The following is a 25,289-nucleotide window of genomic DNA, read 5'->3' on the forward strand; positions in this document are numbered from 1 at the left end:
AAAAGGAGATAAATGCAAATGCATCATCTCCTTTTCTTTCATAGTTAGTGGTTAGTTGGGTACTGTGTTCATTATCACGTACCAACTCCATTCATTGGGATTGTCTACACCAACGCTTGGTGTGTATCGGAAAAGCCCAATGTTTTTTCCTCCCTTTAAATATCTATTTACAATGGCCAAGTCGTTAATCGAATTCCAAATATCCTCTAGAGGGTAATCAACTCCTTCTTCAGGGAAAATAATTTGAAACCTTTCGTCGGCAGGTTTTTCAATTTCTTCATCCAGATACAAAAAATTATCAGGATGATAAATGTATCTAGGGAATGTTCTTTTTCCTGATCCAGCCCAAATAATACTTCCTTCAAAAATTAACTCTTCTTTAGGTTCGTAGTATAGGGAAATACTTCCAAAGTCTCCCGGTGGAACATAGTCAACACTTATTGGAATGTTAGTAGATTCGTTAAATTCTGAATGAAGAAATATTTCAGTACCTCCCTCAAATTCAAAATCGGTATAGTTGATTTTTAGCAAAACTACAGAGTTATCGTGGGTATGATAGATGTATTTATCATCGTCGTCCAGACAACCCGTCAGTAAACCCATTAATAAAATAAATATCCACTTCTTCATCGCATCTTCTTTTAGAGTTATACTAGCCTGACTACAACAAAAATAGTACCCGAATTGTATCTGCATTTGTCGTTTTTCAGACCATTTATACAATTAAATGATGAAGAAATGTGAAATGGGTTGCGTGAAAATATTTCCTAGACTTGAATTTGCGTTATCATTTCTGCAATAATATCTTCCAGTTTCTGATCTCCTTCCAGTTTTAATTTCTTTCTCAAGCGATATCGTGCCGTATTTACACTGGATGGTGATATCATTAAAATTCCTGACATTTCGCGAGTTGTAAGTCCAAGTTTGATGAGAGTGAAGATTTTGATTTCGTTTCTCGATAAGTTTTGATATCTGATTTTTAAAGTAGGAATGAAATTTGGATTTTTCTTTGTGAAAAGTTGAAGGTAATTGTCCCAGTCTTCTTCCGTAGTCAGTTTTGCACTTAAAAGAGCTTCCAATTCATTTACTTCCTTTTCTGTAGTGAATGCTGTTGGATTGTTGGCAAGTTTTTCTTTTAATTGTTCAATGGTTTCTTCCTTAATTTTTAGCAACTCATTGTTTTTTTCAATGGTAGTTTTATCAATTTGGTTTTGTTGCTTTAATTTTTCCTGTGCACTTTCTTTAATTTGAATTTCTGTTTTTAATTTTCTTGTTCGTTTTTTCATATATATCACAAGAAGGCCAATTAAACTAATACATAGGATGATATAGAAAGCTCGAATGAATAGAATTCGATCGAAAAGCTTTTTGTTTTCTTTTGCCAGTGCTTTTTGTTGTTTTTTGGCCTGTAGAACTTTAAAATCATTATCCTTTTGGTAAAGCATCAATACATCTTCACGATGATGGATTTTTTTGTTGATACTATCAGCCTTCTGTAAATATATGTATGCGCTATCTGCTTGGTTTAAACTTTTGTAAACTTTAGATAATGATTGTGCAATATTTGATCTTTCCACAAGCATTAGTAGGGAATTTCGCTTTGCCCATGCATTAGAGAAATGTCTTTTTGCTTGGAATAAGCTGTCTTTCATTAAATAATAATCTCCATAGGCTTTGTTGATGTAGGTGCTTAGAGCAGTAGATTTCAATGTGGAGCAAAATTTATCTGCTTTTTTTAAATTTAAATATGCGGCTCGTGGATTTTTGTCAAAATATAGATTAAGTTGCGATTTGCTGAGATAGTATATACACTTAGCACTGGTAGCATTGTATTTATCTGCCTTGCTTTTTATAATATCCAAATAATAATATATAGAATCCTTTTCGGATTGACTGTATTTAGATATGATCAAGTTGGAATAATCAGCAATGCTTATATAAGGTAGATTAAGTTCCTTATGCATACTAATAGCTTTATGTAAGTATTGATCTGCATCTTTAAAATTGTGCCATTTTATCATTAAACGGCCTAAATGTTGATAAGCTTTAGCTTCTGCAGCTTTGTTATTGTTTTTAATGAAATACTCTATTCCGTCAAAAATTAAATCTACACCTTTCTTTAAGTTGCCGTTTGCATCGTAACATATGCCAAGATTAAGAATTATATAGGATATTTTATTGCTGCTTTTTTCGTTTTTGGCTATTTGAAATGCTCGTTCATAATGTTTTATAGCTGTTGGGTAATTGCCCATATTGGCATATAGTGCACCTAAATAAGCCTGATCCATATAAATATGATCTGTATTTCCTTCTTTATCACTTATTTCGGCAGCTTTCAAGAGGTAATGTTTAGCTTGCTTTATATCTATGCCTCTGTTGTATAAAAAGGAAATGTTGGTATAGTAGGATCTCAAGAGATTTTCAGAAAATGAAGTATTGATATTGATTTCGTTCTGGAAAAATTCAATTCCATCATGGAGTTTTGCAGCGTACCAATAGGTGTAGCTCAATTGTTTAAGAATAGCATGATAATACTTTATGGCGAACTCTTTGTTTTCCGATTCAAATAGGCTTGTAGAATAATGGTAAGCCTCCTGAAAACTTAGTATGGATAGATCGTATTGCTTTGAACCTTGATAATTTCTGGCCTTTAAATAATAGGCCTGCAATACCTCCCTGGGTCTATTCAATTTTTCCGATATATGTATTACCTGTTCAACTTTCTCTAAAGAGTTATCGTACTTTTTGTTTGAGTAAAGTCCACAACTCCAATAAAACAAAGCTTTTAGTTGGGCAATGTCATCATGTAGCTCAAGAGCTTTTGAGTGACAGATTTCCGCATAATAAATAATTGTGTCGCCATTGTTTCCACAGGAGAAGTCTTCGGTAATTTTAAGATAGGTATGTAAGTATTCTTTTCCTGTTTGCTTTTGAGAAATATTCAGAAGAGAATCGATTCTATTGTTGCAAAAAGCATTTGCGATAAAAAATATCCAAACGAATGTAAAGAGAAAAAAGCGCTTCATAAAATGTTATACTGTTAAAGGGATAGTAAAAGTAAAAAAAACGAAATTTTCCTACAAATAGGAATGTATGGACGTTGTGTTCTGTAAGTGATTGATTACTAATTGCTGATTAATGTCGCGTTAAAATGTCTATTGCAATGTCTATTGCTGTTTTTACCTAAGGCTTAAGGATGTTTGCATATTTGTGATCAATAATAATTGTAAAATAAATATTGTGATGAAAGATGCATATTGATGCATGAATGCTCGAAATTATTTGATTTTCGAAAAGTCACCTGCTAAAATTAATCTTAAACCAATTATAAAAAATATGATGAAAAACTTAACCCTTCGAAGATTATTAATTTCAGCTGTTTACCTGTTTGTTGTATCGGTTGTTTTATACGGCTGTGGTGCAAGCGGAATGTTTTCTGAAGGCAAAGGCGAATTTAGACTTGCCAAAGAGGAAATGAATAAAGGAAATAGTCTAAAAGGATTAGATCATGCTTTTAGTGCAATTATTATCGATTCGGAAGTGAAATCCTTCAAGAAGTTTGTATATACCCATTTTGACAATTCATTAACCAAAGCAAAGTCTTTTCTAAATCGTTCAGAAAATACAAGTAGTATTTCGGATGCAGAGAAACGTGCTGAAAAATTACAATTGCTGGTTTCTATTTATTCGAAGGTACAGCAGGTTGAATTGCCTTTTGTTGATCCGAAAGGAAAGTGGGAGTGGACCACCAACTTTGTGGACTACTCAGAGCAAGCCAATGCATCGGTAAAGTATGCTTTTGATTTAATCATGACAAATGGTAAAGCAGATATTGATGCATCGCGAGTACAGGAAGCTTACGAAAAGTTTATCAAAGCTTATAATAAATACTGTGTTACAGAAATCAGAACAGAGACGGCACAAAAAATTACCAAGTACTTTACCGATTTTGCCGAAGAGAATCAAAAATCAAATGAGATTCCTACTTTGGAGTTGGCGCACAAAGCATGGGGCTATGCTTTAAAGTTTACACCAAGTTTGACTTTGGCCAGCCAATCAAGAAAGGGTGTAGCCAATAAGATTTCTGAAATCTATTACAAAAATGGTTTGGAATTGTTCAACTCAAAAAAGGTGGATGATAACATTCAGTCGGTTGACCAGTTTAAGTTGGCTTTAAAATGGAATGCAAGCCATCCGGATGCCAAAAACTCTTTGCAGGCAGCAACAGAGAAAATTGCAGAATACTATTATGCATCTGCAATCAAATTGGAAAAATCAAAATCGGAAAAGGATAAGATCATTGCTTTTTATCGTAATGCTCAAAAGTGGATTCCGGATTACAAGGACTCAATGTATCGCATTTACTCCTTGCAAGTGGGAAGTGAGTTGGTGAGCTTAAAGAAGAATTTGGCAGAAACCAGGAAACAGTATACAGCACTAACAGGAAGAATCAATACGGTTTCGACGGCTGTTGACAAAAGTTGTGAGGTAATGGATATGCTAACTTATGTATCTGATCAAACCAGAAATTTAAATACCAAAATGAAAAATGTTGGGAGTACCCTTAAAGCATTCAATCTAATTCCTATTGTAGGAACAGTGAGTAATGTGACTTCCAAATCATTATCCATTGCTCAAAAACCAGTTGGAGGTTTGGTAGGCAAGTTTAATACCATCGAAAAACCATTTATCGACCCTACGAAAACTGCAGTTCATAATGTGAAAGTAGCAGTAGACGGATTGAAAGGTGTTGTTGCCACTACCAAAGATGTATTGAAAAAGAGTGAACTTACTGTTGCTACCATCGATGATTGCATCAAAACCCTGAAGAAGGAGAGTGATTTTAAGAAGGTGGAAGGTGCAATTAAAGAGGTCAATAAAGGTTTAAAAGGAGCATCAGACCAAATGCGAAGCTTGAACAGCAGCTTAAGTACATTCGAGAAAGGTGCCAAAGCCTTGGCCGTAATGCATAATCCAGCTAAAAAAATCAAGAACGGATTGGGTAAAATTAAGCCAGTGCTCGATAAGGCGAGTAAAGTAACTCATGAAATGGACAAAGTGCTGAAAAAAGAGTTTGACTTTAAATTGACCACAATGTCGCTTCACAAAGCGTTAAGTGCAGGAGGTTTTGTTGCAGAGAAAATTGCTGATTTGGGCATGAAAGCTGCCAAACCAATTATGAATAAGATGAAGATTAAATTTCCAACTGTTCCGGGAGTGGATGAACTGAAAGGAAAGCTTGATGTTGTGAAAAATGAATACAACAACATTAAAATGAATACCACGAAAATTAAAGATTCTTACCAGAGGTATTCAGATTTCCAGGGAATCATATCAAAGAACCTAAACAAAATTGTTGAAACTACAGGCTGTAGCATTCATGTTGAAGAAAACCAGGAAGTAGCAGCCAAATAATTTGAAAATCTGTGCATTGCTCTCTATGCTTTTTGTGTGAATAATTGGGTAGAACTGTGATTAGCATAGGGGGCAATTTTAAAAATAAGAATGATTATAAAACTGACCATTTCAATCTGAGAAGGAGTTGAAAAAAGTCAATAAAAAATGAAACGAATGAAAAAATTAATTACAGGATTATTGATTCTATTCTTTGGCATTCAGTTGCATGCTCAAATTAAAACCAATAAGTCAGGAACCATGTTGGGACAGCCTTATTTTAAGATCAAATGCAAGTCGGAAGAAGGATTTGTGAATTACGATATATTGAAACTGGTGTTTACAAGTGGAGATGAAGAGTCGGCTTGTGTTTTTAGATTGGTGGAGACTCCGCATGATGATAAAAGTTTGCAGACGCAGACATATACTTACAAATCGGATAAGGTGAAGGCCAATCAAATCAATTTACGTAAGAAAGTATTGAGTGGTAGCGATGGTTTGTTTATCGACAAGGATGGTTTTTTAAAGATTCACATTGCAGCTGATGCTGATTGGCCTAATGCAAGTTTAATATATGTTGAAGTATGTGAGGATGGTGAGCATGTTCGTTTTTACGATGCCAAAAGAAAAGCACAAATGAATGATGCCGGCAGCTTGGATCACTATAAGTTAACCGATATTAAATACTTAACTCTTGTGGATACACCAGAAGGCAAAAGAATCACTTTCAAAGATAAGCCCGAAGGAGATAAGTCGATGTGGAAGTTATTTAGAGTGCAATAATTAAATGTGAAAATTCAATTGAGAAATAATCATACAAATCCCGATACTTATCGGGACCATGTGACAACTTAAAGAAAATCTATATACATGAAAAAGATATTTGCAATGTTAACATTGGTAATTGTTGCAACAAGCTTTGCCAATGCCGAGAAAGTAAGAACCTATACCATGAAAATGCCTTCTTTTGTTTTCGAAGGGGTTAAAACGGTATACATTAAAGATATTCCTGTTGAGGATGGTGAATTGTGGAACAGAGGAACAGGAATGGAAGTGAAAAAAATATTAAAAGAGAACATTCAGAATGCCAGAATTGGAGAGAAGGCAGGACATAAGCTTTGTACACCTTGGATGAGCACTCAGTTCTACCAGTTGGTGAATAGTGAGGCTGAGGCCGATTTGGTAATTTCAGGAAGCATTCGTTCAAGTTTAAGAAAAAATGAAGAGGTTGGTTTAAAGGGAAAGTACAACACAGAAACACACAAACTTCCTTTCTTCGTGAAAAAATATTCGAAAAATAAGGATGCCGAAGCTTCTATCGATTTGCAATTTACCAACAAAAATGGTGTGGCAGTAAAAAGCTATTCTAAAATGAATATGACCTATCATTATTCGAAAGAATATTTGGGAGCTCCTAAATTGACCAAAGATGGCAATTACGAAGGAGAAATTCGCGATTACGATATTACCATGAAATGTATTGCTCCTTACCTGAACACCATTGTGGCTGAAATTACACCAAGATTGCTTAGCAAAACCTATGATGTGAAAAAAGTAAAAAAGATCAAGGATAAAGAATTGAAAAAAACGAACAAATCGGCTAATAAACTACTTAGAAAAGGAAGTTATGCCGAAGCGGCTGATATTTTTGCAGAGATTGCAGCAAATGCTAATGATTCAAGATCGATTGCAACTGCAAACAAAGATGCGGGGATTTTGTATATGGTGACGGGAAATTTCGAAAAGGCTGAGGAGTTCCTTAAAAAGACAAGTGATTCTGCCTTGCTAAACGATTTGAACAAGAGAAAAGAGCTTTATAACGAATTGAAAAGGATAGGGATTCTATAATTTTTCAATCGCAAAAAATAGATTTGTGAATAAACATTGCACTCGAAGGGATTGAGCGACAATCGTAAGTTTCTTTATTCACTTTAAGTCTTAATTCATTCGATATGCATTTGTTTTGGAATTCGATTTTTTAGGTGATGGACAACTATGGAAGAGAATTGGTTCGATTAAAATATAAGCTAATTATATTCATGTAATAGAACAGTAAAAGTGAACTCTTGTCAGTTGCTTTAAATTAGGAAAGCCTAGAAATTGAAAAGTAGTATTAATTAATTCAAAATTTTATAATTATGCAAAATGTTAAATTATTATCATTAGTAATAATTCTTTTATTTGGGAGTATTTTACCATTAAAGGCGCAGTACGAAAAAGGAGCTGATATGCCACAATACAAAAGGGTAAGAATCCAATCGGCAATGAGTTATGGGCGAAGTGGCAAAGGTTTTCTGGAATTTCCTGGCGGCGAGAAATATTGGAAGAGAAAAGGAAATCAAATGGATATTTGGACCAAAGATAATAACAGTAATAAATTATTTTATCTGCGCAGGAATGCAGATGGATATTTCTTTATTCAACCATGCGCATGTAAAGGAAACGTTGACGCCAAAAATGTACCACCTCAAAATGGTACGCCTCTACATTTGTGGGATACTCACGGAAAACCATCTCAGCATTTCTATTTTAAACATTTAGGAAATGGTAGATATAAGATTTATCATAGAAGTGGAAAAGTAGTATGTCTTAAAGATAATAAAACTGACAGAAATGGTAATAAAGTGCACCTTTGGAATGATCACAACGCAATTTCAACCGAATGGTTTATTTTAGATGCGAATACAAATAGACCTATAGTAGTAGATAAAAAAGTTGGAATAGTAAATAAATCATTAAAAGGATCAAGAGTTGATGAATCTAAAACCTACTATATTCAATCAGCCATGAGTCATGGTAGAGGTAGTAAGGGATTTTTTGAATTTGGCGGTGCAGATTGGCAGAAAAAAGGAAATCGCGCACAGATTTGGACAAAAGGAAATTCTTCTTCAAATAATAAAATGTTTAAATTTGAAAAAACGCCTAATGGGGAATTTTATTGGATTAAAGCTGCGAAAAGTGCAAATGGTGTTGTAGATTGTAAAGGAGGAGGTACAAGTAAAGGTACACCGCTACACTTTTGGTCTAAGCACGGTGGTGAATCGCAAAAATTTTATCTAAAAAAATTACCTAACGGTAGTTATAAGATATATCACAAAAGTGGTAAGGTAGTGTGTTTGCAAAATAATAAAACCGATAATAACGGTAATAAGATACACCTTTGGGACGACCACAATGCAATTACCACAGAATGGTATTTGATACCTGTTCGTTAAAATAAATTTGTAACTACAAATACTCAATTCTAATGCTTAGAAGTGTTAGAATTGAGTGTGCTAGTGTTTTTTTATGAAATTACTGCACTTCCCATTTTATCGCTTGCAAGCACTTGAAGATTGCTGGCAATAATATTAAAAATGACAAATGAATAAGCTTAAAATCTTTCTTGTGGCGTTTATGGCCATAGTTTTTAACGATACGCTTTTTGCAAACAACCACAATCCAAACTATCCCGAAAATAATTCAATAGCAACTGTTAATGAACAAGTAAATATCGGAAGCAATATTTATACACTTCAGGGAAATGAAGAGTTTGTTTATGGTAAAATTGGGAAAAACAAAAATGGAGGGATTAAATATACGGTAGCAGTGGTTCGTGTTCCTAATGCAACAAAAGAAGTATATGAATTTTACGGCCCATATTATGGCCCACGTCCTATTGGAGCGAATTTAAGAAAAGCCAGAACACCAAAGGAATACAATAAGTATGACTATTACCTAATATTTAATGGTAAAAAAATAGGCCCATATGATCATATTTATTCTCTTGATAGAGATCCGGATGTCGACAAATGGGTGAGCGAAGATGGCAAGCGAATTAGCTTTTGCGGCACAAGAGAAAATAAATATTATCCAATTATTGGCAACAACAAAGCCTTTTATTATTGGGGACTAAGTCAGGCACCTGAATATGATACTTATTCTGGTAAATTTGCATACAGTATTCAGTGGTCGCAAAATGATTATCGCATTTACGAAAATGGGATGAATAAAGTAAGTGGGGCAAAAATGGTGAGTGAACCAGTTTACTCGGAAAGTGGCAAATTGATTTATGCTAGTGCTCCCGAAAAACGTGATGAGATGTATGTTTATGTGGATCACGAACAAAAAAATGGTCCTTTTAAAATGATTGCGCATAAAGGAATTGGTTTTATTCCAGGAACCGAGCAAATTTATTACAATACATATCAAGAAGTGCGTTGTGGCGAATATGTATACAATTGCAAACCAAACGAATCGTTGAATCAGTTCACGGTAAGTCCGAATTATGTGGCATTCTGTATTCTGGATACAAAGACTTCGAGCAATACAGTCTACGAATACGATATTGCCAATCAAACTATAAATACGCACGGTCCTTACAAAGGGAATTTATACGTGAAAGAAGCTGGTAGTCAAGTTTATTACAGACATTACAATACACAAACGGAACGTTACCAATATTTGGGTATTGACGGTAAAATTCTTTGGAATAAAAAACATCTTACTGGAATTAATGGATTGGTTTATTCGTGTATGAGCAATACAGGTGATCTTTATGTTTGTTATGTTGGGGAGGATAAGAAAACTCATGTCGATAAAAATGGCAATGACATGCAAATCAATAACAACATTGCCAATGTAAATACTCTTCAACCATACGATAATGAAGTTCTGATACATTTGAATGTGGATGCCAAAGTAGCTGCCACCAAACACGAAATCATGTACAAGCAAAACAAATTGTTTGTAAATGGCGATTTGGATGCAGGACAGATATTTACACTTGAAAATACTTCTGATCTTTTTTACACTCTTCGCATTAAAAAAGGTCCAAACCACAAATGGAAACTGTATCGAAATAATCAGTTGGTAAATGATGTTGAATACAGTGATATAAAAGAATTTCAGGCATCTCCTGATGGAAGTACTTATGCTTATATCGATGGAGGCCGATATATTATAGAAAACCGTAGTATGGATTTTTCTAAAAAAGTTTACCTAAATGGGAAAGCCCTGCAAGGAAAGTATGGCGCACCGGTTTGGAGCGAAAAATACAATGCCATGTTAAGCATTAAACAGGAAGGAAATCAACTTGTGCTAAGTAAATTGTAAATAGTAGAAGTATACTTTGTGGGTTTTATCATGGGAACTTAATAATAAATGGTAAGAATAGGTATTCCATAATTTTCAATGATATATTAATAGTTTTATGAATAAACAGTGCATTTGAATGAATTGATATAAAATCATAAGTTTTAAATATTCACTTTAATCCTTAATTCATTCGATGTGGATTTATAATTGGTAGTAGAAGAACCCCTTCGCCTTTTGGTGAAGGGGTTTTGTGGGAGGTGACAAATCTTTCTCTTAAATTTATCAGAGTAAAATATTTTGATTAAAACTTATTGTTTATAAATTTGGTCGTATATCTAACATTCAGTTTGTATAAAAAGGAGAGCTTGAAAAATGTAGATTTATACAAGTGGAAAAGAAAGTTGATAGAGAGTTAATAAGGAAAAGCTAAAAGAATCCAATAATGATTTTTTTTTCAATAAAGAGTTTTTTAATTGCTTTTGGCTTGCTTCTATTTGATTTGATCGTTTATCTGTTTCTGAGCTTAATGCTAATGAATTATGACGACTTCTATGATGAAAAAAAAGGGGCTTATTGGAGTTTAGATAGTATGAGCTTTTGGCAAAAAGCAAACTATATTGGCTTAAATGTATGGCACTTGATTAACATGATAGCCATTGGATATGTGATTTATAGACTTGTAAAGGCAATCAAAAATAAGTCCTTAAGCTAAGTGTTTTAGCTTTTGAACTTCATGCTTTTTTCAAAAAAAACTTGAGGTATATTAAATGAGTAATTACAATTGGCAGAAAATTTTAGAGAGCAAAGAAAATAAAGATTTGCTTAAAATTATTTGTGACAAAAGGCAATACAATGAAGAGGCTCGGCTTGTTGGTGTTGAGATTTTAAAGGCGAGAAAAGTCGAACACGACGCAATTATTCAAGTGGAAAATATAATTGGTGAGCGTGTACGAAGAAGGCAAAGAGTGTCTAAGATTAAAATTCCAGCGGAACTTTCTTTTGGTTTCGATCATTTTACAAAGCAAAAAAGTTTTAGAAGAAAACTAAAGCTTTCCACTTTTATTGAATATACCAATCGAGTCATATACGATTTAAATTGGTATGTTTTGGGGAGAGGTGAAAATTACTTCCTGGTAGAAGATCGTCCGGAAACCTATAGGTGTGAACGACACTTTACAGAAATTAAAATCTCATACATCGATGAAGTTATTTATTGTGAAGGAGAGCAAAATGGTCCAGGATTATTTTCAGATTATGGCCGCATCAACAATAGAATAATGAAATATATGAACTTCCTTGATGATGTAATAACGAGCTATAGTAAAGAGGCATAATTCTCCCCTGCGTTCACCCTTTGAATCCCTAAAGGGAACAGTGCGAAGGATACCCCCTTTAGAACCTGTCCCGAGAATTCGGGAGGCTGGGATATTTAATTGAAAACTAAATTAAATGACAAAGAAACTATTATTAGTATTACTATTCTTTATTTTTTGTGAGAATTGCAAAGCACAGCTCGAATTGCACATTCAAGAGTTGAATAGTAATAAGAATGCAATTCATCTGGAAATAGAAGTAAAAAACACAAGTCAAAAAGATAGTGTATTGTTTTATTTTCCTCGTGATGAATCTGTTTTTATGTCGCTTATTAAGCTTGTATTTAAAAGTAAAGAAACAGGTAAGGTACATGAATATTGGCCCAGTGATGAAATTTTAGATATTGATAGCTTATTTGTGACCAAGAATAATTCGGTACTAATATTACCTGGTTGTACAGGTAAATTTCAACAGGAAGTTAAATTGAAAAGAATATTTCCACACTTGGCAGATTCAAAATATTCATTGAGTATGCAATTATCATATGAGGATGAAAATCTGGAATCAGATGTTGGATATGAACTATTTAAGGGAGCAATGAAATCAAATTCAATTGAAATCAACAGGTAACAGCATGAATACATTTTTCAATATTCTTTTTAAAACCTCGGATACCTTTGATTATCTGGATGACCAATTTGAAGATCAATTAGAAACGAATGCCAACCTTCTTTTTATGTTGGGAGGAGCAGTTGCTGGAATAGATTCCTTCTTTAAAGATTACCATCATTTTCAGGAATATCCAATGATTATTGTCTTTTTAGGATTTGTGTTGGCGACTGCAGGGCTTGGTTTGCTAATGGGAAGATATCTGTCTACTTATATTCTGTATGGGATTGGAAAACTTTTAAATGGCAAAGGAAAAATTATTGACTTACGAATCGTTGCAGCTTATGCAGTGGTTCCAATCTTTCTGAAGTTACCAGTAATTTTGTATTTAGGCATTACAGGAATGGTGCTGAGTCCGGAAGGTCATTTGTACTGGATCATCAGTTTGTACTATCTGGTCATATGGTTGTGGACATTAAAGATGATGATTCAAGGGGTAATGAAATTTAATGGATTTGGATTCATAAAAGGAGTTCTTAATGTTAGTCCATATCTATTATTGGGTGGCATTAGCTTCATTCTAATTGTTAGAAGTGTGATTTCTTCATTTTAATAGCCAAACAAACTCAAATCACACTTAAAATCATAGAGCAACAAAAACATGATAAATCACGAAGAAGAAGTAAGGCGCAAAGATTACGAATTGCTAAAAGAAATAGCAGGAGATGAAGTGGCAAACAGGTATGCCGGTAAAGAAAATTACAGCATGAGAAGAGCGGGTTTTGCCATTCAGAGATATTCTGTCGTAAACTTTGCAAAGAGAAGGCCTGTAGATTTTACGATGATCACTATGGTGGTATTGCTACTGGGCTTCATCTTTATTTGGAAATACTTTACTTATTGAACTGAAAGTTAATATTCACAAAAATTCATATCACCTCCAATAAACAAACATCCCAATGCAAAGAAACAGACTCCATTACTTCTTTCTAATTATCCTTACCATTGTTATTGGTTTGGCCTCAAGGCATTTTTCCAACGATCTACCCGAAATCATAAACTTGGGATTGGGAGATGCCTTATGGGCATTGATGATGTATTGGATGATTGCCTTTGTTTTTCCTGCAGTAAGTATTAGGAACTTGACCGCATTGGCTTTGAGTGTCTGTTTTTTGGTTGAATTTAGCCAACTGATACAAGTTGATTGGCTCAATACATTGCGCAGCAACAGGTTTGCAGCATTGGTTCTGGGACAAGGCTTTTTATGGTCGGATTTTTTGGCCTATACCATAGGAGTAGTAAGCGGTATGCTCATTGAGTTGAACTTGATGAGGAGGAGAGTTGCTGCCTAGCTGATTCATTTGCCTGGGACAAAATTCACCACAGACAAGGGGAAGAGAGAGGAATGACCGCTACCCACACAAATAAACTGATCAAACAAAGCTCTGATTTTTCTCTTCGAGGAGAGGGCTAAGATGATATGGAATAGAGGTTGAATTCTATTGGAAAAGAACAGTCAAACCTAAGTTGTAGTAGGAGTGCCATAGCTTTATTGTACCCAACAATAATTATATAGACTTATTCTGTTTTATGTATGTATATTATTTTACTCCGGTAATATTATTGTTTGCTATGGGTTTTTCATAAATTTGATAGGCCTGATATTCAAGTCGTGGTACAATTTGCGCAAAGGATCAACAAATGACTGAATCACGGGATAAAATGATTGAAATAAGAAAAATATTTATAGCTATATCGAGAAGAATTAATATAAAAATTGCCCTTGCTGCCGCACGAATCCCTTCGTGTGGCTCTATTTCTAAAGCAAAACCACACGAGAGGACGCGTGCGGTAGCAAGGGGGTGGTTCATAAGGCGGTGTTTGTATATCGCCCTTAAATTTTAGAAAGACCGTTCACTCAATTAAAGGATAATGTAAAATGAATAAGACAATAAAATTACTAACAACTACAATAATCTCGTTTGGAGCCTATTTTATACTTCATAATTTACTTTTCTCACAATTAATACAAGCTTTAAATAGTATTTTTAATGTCTACTCGATAAGTTATGTTATAGCTTATATTGCGATTGGAATTCCAATATTTTTGGCAATGTCTATAATTCACAAGCCCAAAGATTTTTTCCAAAGCATAGGATTAAAGAAAGAAATATCAACAGGACTCATTTTTGCTTTTATATGCATTTTACCCATGCTGATTGGTTATGCTTTAATTTTCAATTTTAATTTTGAAATAACATTGAAGCAAATAGTAGTTGGAGCATTAGCAGCGGCATTTTTTGAGGAATTGTATTTTAGAGGTTATTTTTTCGGCCAGATTTATAGGTTTACGCGCTTTGGTTTTACTCTTTCTCTTATTATTCCTTCTTTGATATTTGCTTCAGCACATTTGTATCAAAGTCAAGAATTATCAACGGTAATAGGTGTTTTTATCACAACGCTTTTAGGCTCTGCATTATTCGCATGGACTTATATTGAATGGGATAATAACCTATGGGTTCCAATATTTTTGCATCTATTTATGAATCTGCTTTGGATGTTATTTTCTGCTGGGAATGATGCTTTTGGTGGTCTTTACTCAAATATCTTTCGCATTTCAACTATTGCAATGGTTATTATTGGAACAATTATTTACAAAAAGAAAAGGGGATATGGATTAGTGATAAACAAAAAAACGATCTGGATGAAAGACAATTATCAAGGGTAATATTGCAGATGCACAATCCTATAGTCTTCCATATCTAAAACGGAGAAACAGATGAATTACGATAAAAAAAGATATAAGATTTATACTTGGAAAAACTGGATGATACTCCATTGGATTTTAAATCCAGGATTGGCTATAAACGATTTGATCTTGGGTCAGAAAGTTCCTAAAGTTAGTTTAGAAGATAAAACGATTGACAAACCAAGAATTGAAAGAACATTTGTTCCCTGTCCTCATTGTCAGGCAATGCATGATGGTAGAACGTGGTCAACACAAAACGGAACTGCATTTAAAAATTGGTTCGGACTTTATTGTAAAGAGTGTGGAAATATAATCCCTTGCTTGCCCAATGGGCTTAGTTTTATCATACTTGCCATCACTTTTCCGATCTGGGGCTGGTTTAAAGAAAGAATGAAAGCAAAATGGTTAGAAAAACAACCTGCCAGGTTTAACAATATTGATGTAGAGCATATTCCCAATCCATTCGACAAAAAGACTTGGGTAGCAACTGGATTAAGTTGGGGCGTTTTTATGTTTCTGATGATGTCAATAATCTTTCCATATTTTGAAGATCAGGAAATTACCTTGCAATCAATATTAATAGGAATTGTAATATGGAGTATTGGTGGACTAGGATTTGGATATACGATGAAACGATATACAAATAAGAAAATTAAAAAGAGTGATAAAATACAGCTGCCAATGTTTAAAACAAAACCACTGGAGATTATTTGTGTGATAACAGAGGCCTAATTATTCTCATATCAATTAATATCCAACTTGATGAAAAAATTACTTATAATACTATCAATTATTACGCTAAGCTTTCCTGTTTATAGTCAGGAAAGTGAAGGAAATTTTAAAAATGTAAGAGGAGAAGTCACTTGGCAAAAAGTATTTGAAAGTGAACTTCAAAAGACTGCCATTAAAGAGTATTTTCAAAATTCAGGTATTTTTAAAGAAATTGAATTTACAGATAATGGTTTAACGGGCGAATTGCGACTGTTCGAACCAGACCATAGAGGTGCAGGCTATTCTGTATTCAAAACTCCTGATTTAATTCAGGAATATTATCATACAGCTTTTGTTTCAATACAGTTTAAAGAATCACGATATCGCGTTACCATCAATAAAATTACTTTGATTAAAAAATATGATAACTCATCAGAAAGTCAAGGAAGTATAGAACTTTTGAATGCGCATGCAATTACTAATAAAGGTCTCTTTGGAAGATTATTTATTAAAAATTCAGTACCCATTTACGATTATACTTTCCTGAAAATGTTTGAGCCTAAAAACATTGGTGGTGATGACGATTGGTAGGTTTGAATCTCCTGCTATGGAGAGCTTGTAACTCGTGTTTTCACAACCAATAAGAAAAATGAACTTAATTACTTGCGTTATTTAATATATTAGCATAAATACATTATAAAATGATATTTTTTAGATATTTAACAATCACCTTACTTCTCAACTTTATTTTTATTGAAGCTTATTGTCAGTCAAATTTGTCAACTCATTCACCGATTACTATCGAATCTACGATCCTGGACACAATAAAATTAGAAAAGAAGTATATGACCATTGATGTATTGTGGTTAAATGACACGATAAGAGTGAGTGTTTCAAAGCAAGATGAAAATACAGATACTTCATCTTATAAACAGCCCCAAAAACAAGGTTATTTTGCTTCGAAAGGTTATTTTTTCACAAATGAAGCGAACATACAAAATTGCTTTTCATATGCATTGGAGAAGTATTTTGAAAACAGTGAAATCTATAGTCAAAACATTTTTAAAGAAACAACAAATGTTGATGGTGTTTCATTAGAGAAAATTTTGAATAATTATTTTAAAAGGATTACTGAATTTTCTACCAATCCAAGGAAAAATCGAAGAAAACCTATTCCGAATGATGTTTTACTTGCTTTTTTTGACAATTTGGGGTCGGTTATACACGCCGTATATTACCGAGATAAAATATTTTACACAAAAAATGGTAAAGTATTTCAGTCTGATACATTTAAGTCTTTAAATAAGTTTTTACAGAAAAACTATGAGGATACAAAACAAATTATTGTTTATAAAATTGATGATGATAAAGTGAAGGATGCTTTTACTACTCCTGCTAGTAAGAGTTTGTAGCTCATGTTTTGCAAATGCAATTTGATAGGAAAGCTGAGGGAAATAAATTTAATTTTCAGAAAAATGAAGAAAATAGCTGTTTTGGGAATTGCTTTGATTGTTTCGGGAATAAGTTTTGCTCAAGAAAATCCTTTTCTCAAACCATTCTCATGGAATCATCCTGCTGAAAAAATAGAATTTGTTTACAAAAGGGTTGAAGGACATGAGATCAAAGCGAATGTCTTTTTACCAGAAACAAAAGGACTGCATCCGGTTCTGATTTATTTTCATGGAGGCGGATTTATCTTCGGAAACCGAGACAAAGGATTACATGAAGGGCTAAGAGACAAATTGCTTGAATCGGGTTATGCGGTAATTTCTGCGGATTACCGTTTGGTTCCCGAGACAAAACTCGATCAAATCATGAGCGATGTCCTGGATATGCTAGATTGGGTAAGAAAAAACGGATTGGAACAGTTCAATATCAATACCAATCAGATTGCCGTAGCTGGGGGATCGGCAGGAGGATATTTGGCTCTTGCAAGCGGATTTAAAAAGGAAACTGCTCCCAATGCAATCATCGACATCTCTGCACCAACCGGATTTGCTTCGGAAGATATTGAAATGGGAGATCTGTCTGTTTTAAAACAAGCAGGTCCGTATGATATTGTGAAGGATTCAATTGTTTCGTACGGCGACTACGATACAAGAATGCAATTGTGTAGATTCTTGATCAAGAACAATTTGGCTGTGTGTCTGACTTTTGGTTTCGACCCGGCCAAAGAACCTGGGAAACTTAAAAAATATACCTTAACCGACAACATAAAAGCTGATTACCCTCCCACTTTAATTCTTCATGCAAAAAACGACCGTGCTGTTGGATTCAAACAAGTAGAGGATTTTTACAAATTCATGAAAGAAACGAATGTCAAGACAGAATTGTATGTGGTTGAAAATGGTCACAGCAACGAGCTGTTAAGGCTAAATACTCAAGCCATCGATAAAATTATAGAATTCTTAAAGCAGGAATTGCGATGATGGAAGAAAAAGGTGCTGGTATGGGATTGTAGTTGGAGGTTTGTAAAAGAAATAAGAAAAATAAATCTAATTGATTTTGCTTGTATAGCTTATATGCAATTGTAAAAAAAAAGAATGGATGAAGAAATTTCATGCTTTAGATGAGTATACAGATGATGATTTAATAATTATTGTATATGCTGAAAAAGATGATTGGCAGAAAGATGCCATTGTTTATGCGAAAAAACTTCTTACTGAAAGAGGGGTGTCTGAAGATTATTCAAAAGAAAGAATAAAAGAGCTTAAGGCTGAAAGCGAAGCTTTATGGCAAAAAGAACTAGAAGATAGAAAAACAGAAAGGTATAGTATAATACGCCTGGTTTTTATGGCTTTATTTTGGCCAAGAGAAGTATTCTGGAATCGATATCCTAAAAGAGAAGGATATTATCGAAAAAGCAAACAAAGACTTATTGCAATTGGAGTAGGGCTTGTATGTTCAGCGATATTGGTTTTATACAGCAATGTAACCGCAGATGAAAGACATCAGGAAAGGATAGATGAGATAAATAAAATGGCAGAACTGGATAGTATTGCGACTTCTCAAATCGACTGGTCGGGTAGCTATGTATTTATTGATTCTTCTTATCGGTCAAGTAACAAAATCGTCTGGAATCTTGAATTAAAAAAAGAACACCAAAGCCATTTAGGAACACTTACTTTTAATGATGGTAGCAAAATACAGGTAATATCCTGTATTGGCTTGCTTAAGGATGAATTAATTGAGTTTTATCCTGATACTACCTACTTGCTAGATAGTGGTGATGAAATTTCATACTATGATAGGCTATTCACATTGGGGCGAGATAGAAAGGAAATCTATACCAAATGGGGAAAGTTAAACCCATTTATTAGTAAAACAAGAGCGATTAATCAATATTTCGGTAAAAACCCAGCTAGTGAAAGCTTGTAGCTCGTGTTTTACAAAGGCATTAGTGATAAGGAGGCTAAATTAACTACTTGTGTTTGTATACAAATTGAAAAATAAATAATCTTAAAATTGTTATGAAAAAACTGTTTTATTTAAGTTTTATGCTTTTTGTACTAATGTGTTCATGTAATAAGGAAGACAGCAAAGAAATAGAGAATCAAGTTAAGGATGAATTAACAATTTATGACAAAAATGGTAATGCTGTAGCGTATTGCAATTATTCGAAAGAGAATGAAACCATAATATATCTTTGGGATGGGAAACCTACAGCTTATTATACTTCGGAAAGAGATGAATTAATATATGGTTTCAACGGTAAATTTCTTGGATGGAGGGAATCAGGTATTTTTTATGATTTAGAAGGAAAGAGAATTGGATTTGAAAAGGGTGCTTGCAATATAATAACTTCTATTGAACCGATTAAACATATCAAGGAGATAATGCCCATAAAATCGATTAAAGAAACTCCACCTGTTAGACCAATTAATAGTTTGGATTGGTCAACAGTTCAGCTGGATGTGTTTTTTTTGAAGGGCATTAAAAAAGAATGATAACAAGCTACGACAAGAAATTATAATGTAATTGATTGTGTTTGTATAGATATTAGTGTTAATCCGAAAACAGAATTATGAAATATCTACCTTACGTTTTATTACTAATCTTCTTTTGTGAATGTTCACAAAAGTGCGAAAAGAATACAAATAAGCTTAATATTGAGGATAAGGTTAGAACGAAAGCACAAGCGATGAAGGTGATTTCAACTGTACCTGAGAAGAATGATCGTACTGAAAAAGAAATTGAAGAATCAGACAGTGTTTATTTTGATAAGTACTTGATGTCAATTAAAGATTCAATAGTGAGTTTATGCTGCCAGGATGAATTATACAATCCTTTTGGAGAATTAAACAAATCAAAAGTCAAGAGTTATTTAAAAGATTATTCATATTCAAAAGAGAGTGAATCAAATAAAGATATCTTCAGAAATGATAGCAATTTAGTAAGCATTGTTACTTATAAAGCGGAATATGCTGAAGATGTTTATGAAGTATTTCTGGGAAAGGGAATTCTATACGATAAATCTCTTGAGTTGAATAATGGAATAAAAATAGGGATGTCTAAAAAAACATTCATGGATAAGTTTTTCCATTTTCCAGATAGCGTAATTAATAATCTGAATCAGGTTTCTGCATGCGAGGACGAAAGAGGTGATTCATTTACAAAGTACAAATTTAAAGATAACCAGTTGATCTATATTAAATTCGGTGAATGGAATGAGTTTGATTAAAAGGATTGCTACAGCTGGTGTGCGATACTATAGCATACCTAAAGAATATTAAATACGAGATGATTAGCACATATTTAGCAGCAATTATGAACAAAAATAGAATCTATATTAAGCATTTAGTATTCATTTTAACCATTTTATTTATTTCTCCTGTTTACGGACAAAAAACAAGAGAGAGCAATAAAATAGAATTTCATAAAATTTCTTCCAGCAAGCGTGATTATATACTCAAGTTTACTTTTCCACCAAATTTCGATCAAAAGCAAAACTATAAGGTACTCTACTATTTGGATTCATGGTTTATATCTGATTTAATAACAGGATCATATAATGTTTTAAATAGGTGTGAGTATGTTGAAGATGTTGTTTTGATTGGTATTTCCATTAAAGGGAATGAACAGGATTTTAATAGGCAGCGAACCAAGGATTTTACACCTTCTGAATATCGATCTCTTTTTAATACAAAAAAAATCAAATCTGTTAACCCTAATGGCGTGATTATTAATGTAAAATCTGGAGTTGGTGAAAATGGTGTTCTTTTAATTCCCGAAAATACAGGAGGTGCCGAAGAATTCATTAGTTTTTTATCCAAGAAGTTGTTTCCTTTTGTAGAAAATCAATACCCAAATTTAAATAAAAGAAAAGGTCTGTTAGGACATTCTTTTGGAGGGCTTTTCGGTACATATTTACTACAGAAAGAACCTAACTTAATAGATGATTATATTTTAATTTCGGGTTCTTTATCGTGGAATGAATCTGAACTGCTCAAAGAAGAGCTGTTCCATGAATTTAAGAACTCATTGAAATATCATCAATTATTTTTAACCTATGGAACATCTGAAGTCTCTTTAACAGTTACTCCAAATGAAGCATTAAATAACATTTTGTGTGGCCTTAAAAAGAAGAACTTTAATTATAAATTCAAAAGATATGATAAAGCCAATCATCATTCAATATTATCCAGAGCAATTTATGATGGATTACTTTTTTTGTATAAAAAATAACCCTCATTAGCTCGTATTTTACAAAAGCAATTGAAGAGCCAGGCTGAGAAGAATAAATTTAATTTTAAGAAGAATGAAGAAAATAGCTGTTTTGGTAATTGGTTTGATTGTTTCGGGAGTAAGTTTTGCCCAGAAAAGTCCACTTGAAAAATTGAATTTTATTATTGGCGATTGGGCAGGTCCGGTTGAGGGTTTCGATAAGTCACCCTCAAAACTTAAATCCAATTTTCAATGGGTAAAAGATGGAAAAGAAATACAGGTATCCAATAGATCTCGCTTCGAGAATACTGGTTTCCATATTGCCTATGATTCTGTGAGGCAGGTGATTTTTTGTAATCGAATTGTAATTTGTGACCAATACTTTTCCAAAAAATATGTAGAATTCATTTTAATCGATTCTCTTAGTACAGATACAATCTTTGTATTCGTGAGCGAAAAGCTTAAAAATATGCCTGAATCTGATGAAAGTCCTGCAGTGGAAAAGGCTTGCTGGATCATCAAGAAAGTCTCCGAAAATGAGTTTGAAGATAGAATAGAATTTACCTATCCTGGAAAAGACTTGAAAGGTGTTTGGACGAGTTTTTTAATTAGAAAACAATAGGAAGATTGTTGGAAAGGTTAGATGAGGCAGGGGTTTAATAGCTTAAGAATTTTAGCAATACCATTATGGAAATTAAAGAATGACGAATGAAAAATATACTTCTAATTATATCATTACTTGTAATTTATTCTTGTAGTTCGGTAGGTGAGAGGAAAGACAAAAAAGCCTCAAAAAGTTCTTCTGATCAATCAACAGTTAAAATGGATAAGCCAATGGAAATTACCAGGAAATTGGATACGCTGAGTTTCGAATATTTTTTAGAATTATCAGATAATATTATTGAGGAGATACCAGGATATCACATCAACAAATTTATTGGCAACAAATGGGATGATGAAAATGATCCGTATAGGAAAATCTATAGCGAAGATACCGACCATTACAAGTTATACGAAAATTATTTATTGACATTTAGCGTATCGATGTATGGTGTTGCAGGAGAAACCATTTTAGCTTCATACAGCTCGGAAGGAGAAATGATTGATTATTTGTCGGTAGAGCAATCTTCTGACATGGATTTGTCATCAACATCATACTCTTCTCGACACTTTCAGATTTTCGCCGATTCATTGGTTCAAATTCTCGACCAAACAACCAGGGCAAAGAATTATAACTATCATATGCCAGATACAATTGACTTATTTGATCTTGATTCAACAGAAATTACTGAAACATTGGACTATACTTTCTATGTAATCAAAAAATCTGGAGAATTTCAAAAAGTTTATCCTTTACAGAAAATACTGGATAAACAGAAATTGGAACGTTTAAGTAAGTTAAACCTAAGGCTAAAAAGAAATGAATTTTTTGCGAAACTAGGGTATCGATTCAAAAGTCCGGATTTACTGGAGCATTTTGGTAAGTTAAGTTGGTATTCACCAAAATATGATGATGTAACGGATAAGCTCACTCCATTTGATATCTATAATATCAACATGATTAAGCAAATGGAAAATAAGTAATATCACTTTATAGCAGGTGTATTAAATCTACTATTAATACTAATCTCTAATAAATGAATTCCACTAAAACAGCATCAAATACAAAAAGATTTATAAACTGGATGGTAGATAGTATATCCATTTCTATTTTGTGGCTTATACTTCTTCCTGTAATTGTAATCGTATTGAAAAAATTAGAACTCCTGAATAACTTGAAAGAAGGAGAAACAATAAATTTAGAATTTACTTTTCTACCAATAGTATTTTTGTATTACGTTGTTTTTGAAGGAATTTTTAACACAACATTAGGGAAGCTAATAACTAAAACAAAAATTATTCGATTAGATAATAAAAAGCTTAATTTTATTGACATTTTATTGCGAACGCTATGCCGGTTTATTCCGTTAGAGCAGCTGTCTTTTCTATCAGAAAAACCGATTGGATGGCATGATCGAATATCTGAAACACGAATAGTTATAAAGTAAAAGCCACTTTAGATTAAGTTTGTGTTTAATAGCAAAGTAGATAAGAAGAATAAAAGTAAGTACAAAAATCTATATACAAATTACCCAATATTTAAATAAACAGATGACCAACAGAGTAAAACCAAATCTAATGAAAGAAAATGCAATGAAAAGAATAAGCCTTATTGTATTGTGTGTGTGCATGTGTATTTTTTATGCCTGCGATCAGAAACAAATTACGAAGCTGAAAATAATGTCATACAATATCAGGCACGGAGAAGGAATGGACAATGTTTTGGATTTATCGCGTGCTGCAGAAATAATAAAAGAACAAGCTCCTGATTTATGCGGATTGCAAGAGGTTGATGATTCTTGCCTGCGTACTAACAAGATTGAACAAAGCTCTTATTTGGCTGAAAAAACAAATATGACTGGAACCTTTAGTAAATTCATGGACTTTGATGGTGGTGAATACGGTATGGCAAGCCTGTCGGCAAAGCCTATCATTTCAACAAAAAGATTGCAATTGCCTGATGGAATTGCAGAACCTCGCTCTGCCATAATTCACGAAGTACAAATTGCTAAAGCCTGCACAATTGTATTTGTAAATGTTCATTTCGATTGGGTAGAAAGTGATGAAGGAGTGTCTTCTCGTTTAAACCAGGCCAAAGTTCTGACACAATATTTGAATACAATGGACAAAGCAGTAATAATAACTGGCGATTTCAATTGTTCACCAGGCTCTACTACAATGAATTATTTTAATGAGCAAGGGTTTGAGTTTGTAAACAAAGGCGATGATAATTTAAGCTTTCAGGGAGAAAGCAAAGCTGAATTGGACCATGTTGTTTTTCGAAATACAAATGATGTAAAAATTAAGGCGATTCGTATTGATTTATTGGAGGAACCTGTTGTATCGGACCATCGCCCTTTGGTTGCAGAATTAGAGGTGATTTATTAAAAATCCCCAACTAATGTAATCATGTAACTCGTGTTTTATAGAAGCATGCAGATATTAATGCATAAGCAATTCATCGACGATATAGAAAAAGTTTCAGGAAGAATTCTTCCTGAAACTTTTTTTGTAGAATTATCTTTAGCAGGTATAAGAATACCAGACTTGTTAAACCCTAATGTTTCCTTTTACTCACTTATAGCTTGAATGTGCGAGGGATAATCTTTTAGATTTCGATACACAAACCAAATGATAGATGATATGATTAGAAGCATCATGCCAAAAAATGGGGCGATAAAAGAAACTTTTAATCCCCCCGCTAGCATATGTGGGCCTATACTGTTACCACCCATGCTTTGGATAACATCAAAAGCTTGAATAAGACCTACCATTTGCGCGCTTATCCCGATTAAAAATGCGAGACTCCCAAAAAACAAAATACTATCGTTTGTCTTTTTTAGTTTTTGAGGATTTTTACTGCCGCGATACAAAATGATAAAACGAACTGCCAGGCTAATTACGATGATCCACATCAGGTAAACAAGAGACATGAAAGTGGGACCACCTTCATAAAAGAATCTAATTATCATGATTTTAAATTTAAATATTAATAATGGAACAATTGTAATTATTCATGATAAGCTTTAAAATATTATTATGGGAACAACATAAATGACATTCTTAACAACAAATTTAAAACAATAAATAGTATTTGTGTTATTCAGGGTGTGTTTCGTGCTGTTGGCATAAAATAAGGATTATATCTATTAATGAAACCAATTTCCTTTTA

At 33.3% G+C, this 25,289-nt stretch carries 27 protein-coding genes; 24 read left to right on the top strand and 3 right to left on the bottom strand.

All coding sequences use genetic code 11. The annotated features are described in order from the left end of the window. Positions 1-51: 51 nt before the first annotated feature. The gene (locus tag NQ163_RS13960) at positions 52-630 is read right to left on the bottom strand and encodes a hypothetical protein (RefSeq protein ID WP_268190923.1); all 579 of its coding nucleotides are present in this window, start codon (positions 628-630) and stop codon (positions 52-54) included. Between the two features lie 137 nt (positions 631-767). Further along, positions 768-3,026, bottom strand: coding sequence for a tetratricopeptide repeat protein (locus tag NQ163_RS13965; protein WP_268190924.1), 2,259 nt, complete (start codon positions 3,024-3,026; stop codon positions 768-770). 310 nt (positions 3,027-3,336) lie between these two features. On the opposite strand from NQ163_RS13965, the gene NQ163_RS13970 reads away from it, so the two are divergent. The 24 genes from NQ163_RS13970 to NQ163_RS14085 all read left to right on the top strand — a co-directional run bounded on the left by NQ163_RS13970 (position 3,337) and on the right by NQ163_RS14085 (position 24,505). After that, complete coding sequence (locus NQ163_RS13970; RefSeq protein WP_268190925.1) at positions 3,337-5,415, top strand: hypothetical protein; 2,079 nt, start codon at positions 3,337-3,339, stop codon at positions 5,413-5,415. Between the two features lie 156 nt (positions 5,416-5,571). Then, positions 5,572-6,177, top strand: a complete 606-nt coding sequence (locus NQ163_RS13975; protein ID WP_268190926.1) for a hypothetical protein — start codon at positions 5,572-5,574, stop codon at positions 6,175-6,177. A gap of 87 nt (positions 6,178-6,264) precedes the next feature. Then, on the top strand, positions 6,265-7,242 hold the full coding sequence (locus tag NQ163_RS13980; protein ID WP_268190927.1) for a tetratricopeptide repeat protein: 978 nt from the start codon (positions 6,265-6,267) through the stop codon (positions 7,240-7,242). Positions 7,243-7,532: 290 nt separating this feature from the next. Then, positions 7,533-8,609: an RICIN domain-containing protein gene (locus NQ163_RS13985; protein ID WP_268190928.1), complete on the top strand. Its 1,077-nt coding sequence runs from the start codon at positions 7,533-7,535 to the stop codon at positions 8,607-8,609. Positions 8,610-8,757: 148 nt separating this feature from the next. Beyond that, the gene (locus tag NQ163_RS13990; RefSeq protein ID WP_268190929.1) at positions 8,758-10,488 is read left to right on the top strand and encodes a hypothetical protein; all 1,731 of its coding nucleotides are present in this window, start codon (positions 8,758-8,760) and stop codon (positions 10,486-10,488) included. A gap of 424 nt (positions 10,489-10,912) precedes the next feature. Continuing rightward, entirely contained in the window at positions 10,913-11,182 is a 270-nt protein-coding gene (locus NQ163_RS13995; RefSeq protein ID WP_268190930.1) for a hypothetical protein, read from the top strand. A gap of 55 nt (positions 11,183-11,237) precedes the next feature. Then, the gene (locus tag NQ163_RS14000) at positions 11,238-11,804 is read left to right on the top strand and encodes a hypothetical protein (RefSeq protein ID WP_268190931.1); all 567 of its coding nucleotides are present in this window, start codon (positions 11,238-11,240) and stop codon (positions 11,802-11,804) included. 115 nt (positions 11,805-11,919) lie between these two features. Continuing rightward, a complete protein-coding gene (locus NQ163_RS14005; RefSeq protein WP_268190932.1) occupies positions 11,920-12,414 on the top strand; it encodes a hypothetical protein in 495 nt (164 codons plus the stop codon). Positions 12,415-12,418: 4 nt separating this feature from the next. Next, positions 12,419-13,006, top strand: a complete 588-nt coding sequence (locus tag NQ163_RS14010; RefSeq protein WP_268190933.1) for a YIP1 family protein — start codon at positions 12,419-12,421, stop codon at positions 13,004-13,006. A 48-nt stretch (positions 13,007-13,054) separates the two neighbouring features. Then, a complete protein-coding gene (locus tag NQ163_RS14015) occupies positions 13,055-13,297 on the top strand; it encodes a hypothetical protein (protein WP_268190934.1) in 243 nt (80 codons plus the stop codon). Positions 13,298-13,352: 55 nt separating this feature from the next. Then, positions 13,353-13,745, top strand: coding sequence for a ribosomal maturation YjgA family protein (locus NQ163_RS14020; RefSeq protein ID WP_268190935.1), 393 nt, complete (start codon positions 13,353-13,355; stop codon positions 13,743-13,745). A gap of 587 nt (positions 13,746-14,332) precedes the next feature. After that, entirely contained in the window at positions 14,333-15,121 is a 789-nt protein-coding gene (locus tag NQ163_RS14025) for a CPBP family intramembrane glutamic endopeptidase (protein ID WP_268190936.1), read from the top strand. Positions 15,122-15,172: 51 nt separating this feature from the next. Continuing rightward, complete coding sequence (locus NQ163_RS14030) at positions 15,173-15,874, top strand: hypothetical protein (protein WP_268190938.1); 702 nt, start codon at positions 15,173-15,175, stop codon at positions 15,872-15,874. A gap of 30 nt (positions 15,875-15,904) precedes the next feature. Continuing rightward, positions 15,905-16,444 (top strand): hypothetical protein, encoded by a 540-nt coding sequence (locus NQ163_RS14035; protein ID WP_268190939.1) that lies wholly within the window; start codon positions 15,905-15,907, stop codon positions 16,442-16,444. A gap of 110 nt (positions 16,445-16,554) precedes the next feature. After that, a complete protein-coding gene (locus NQ163_RS14040) occupies positions 16,555-17,265 on the top strand; it encodes a hypothetical protein (protein WP_268190940.1) in 711 nt (236 codons plus the stop codon). 63 nt (positions 17,266-17,328) lie between these two features. Further along, positions 17,329-18,282 (top strand): alpha/beta hydrolase, encoded by a 954-nt coding sequence (locus NQ163_RS14045; protein WP_268190941.1) that lies wholly within the window; start codon positions 17,329-17,331, stop codon positions 18,280-18,282. Positions 18,283-18,400: 118 nt separating this feature from the next. Next, positions 18,401-19,231 (top strand): DUF5991 domain-containing protein, encoded by an 831-nt coding sequence (locus NQ163_RS14050; protein ID WP_268190942.1) that lies wholly within the window; start codon positions 18,401-18,403, stop codon positions 19,229-19,231. A gap of 92 nt (positions 19,232-19,323) precedes the next feature. Next, on the top strand, positions 19,324-19,800 hold the full coding sequence (locus NQ163_RS14055; RefSeq protein WP_268190943.1) for a 4-fold beta flower protein: 477 nt from the start codon (positions 19,324-19,326) through the stop codon (positions 19,798-19,800). Between the two features lie 77 nt (positions 19,801-19,877). Continuing rightward, complete coding sequence (locus NQ163_RS14060; protein ID WP_268190944.1) at positions 19,878-20,534, top strand: hypothetical protein; 657 nt, start codon at positions 19,878-19,880, stop codon at positions 20,532-20,534. Between the two features lie 86 nt (positions 20,535-20,620). Then, on the top strand, positions 20,621-21,538 hold the full coding sequence (locus NQ163_RS14065; RefSeq protein ID WP_268190945.1) for an alpha/beta hydrolase: 918 nt from the start codon (positions 20,621-20,623) through the stop codon (positions 21,536-21,538). A gap of 73 nt (positions 21,539-21,611) precedes the next feature. Next, the gene (locus tag NQ163_RS14070) at positions 21,612-22,139 is read left to right on the top strand and encodes a hypothetical protein (protein ID WP_268190946.1); all 528 of its coding nucleotides are present in this window, start codon (positions 21,612-21,614) and stop codon (positions 22,137-22,139) included. A gap of 86 nt (positions 22,140-22,225) precedes the next feature. Continuing rightward, on the top strand, positions 22,226-23,101 hold the full coding sequence (locus tag NQ163_RS14075; RefSeq protein ID WP_268190947.1) for a YARHG domain-containing protein: 876 nt from the start codon (positions 22,226-22,228) through the stop codon (positions 23,099-23,101). A gap of 53 nt (positions 23,102-23,154) precedes the next feature. Next, entirely contained in the window at positions 23,155-23,565 is a 411-nt protein-coding gene (locus NQ163_RS14080; protein ID WP_268190948.1) for an RDD family protein, read from the top strand. Between the two features lie 130 nt (positions 23,566-23,695). Beyond that, positions 23,696-24,505 (top strand): endonuclease/exonuclease/phosphatase family protein, encoded by an 810-nt coding sequence (locus tag NQ163_RS14085; protein WP_268190949.1) that lies wholly within the window; start codon positions 23,696-23,698, stop codon positions 24,503-24,505. A 182-nt stretch (positions 24,506-24,687) separates the two neighbouring features. Here the strand turns inward: NQ163_RS14085 and NQ163_RS14090 are convergent, their stop codons facing one another. Further along, positions 24,688-25,089 carry a MotA/TolQ/ExbB proton channel family protein gene (locus NQ163_RS14090; protein ID WP_110359970.1) on the bottom strand — a complete coding sequence of 134 codons (402 nt, stop codon included), beginning with the start codon at positions 25,087-25,089 and terminating at the stop codon, positions 24,688-24,690. Positions 25,090-25,289 lie beyond the last annotated feature (200 nt).

Source organism: Marinifilum sp. D737, assembly GCF_026672275.1.
Lineage (GTDB): Bacteria > Bacteroidota > Bacteroidia > Bacteroidales > Marinifilaceae > Marinifilum.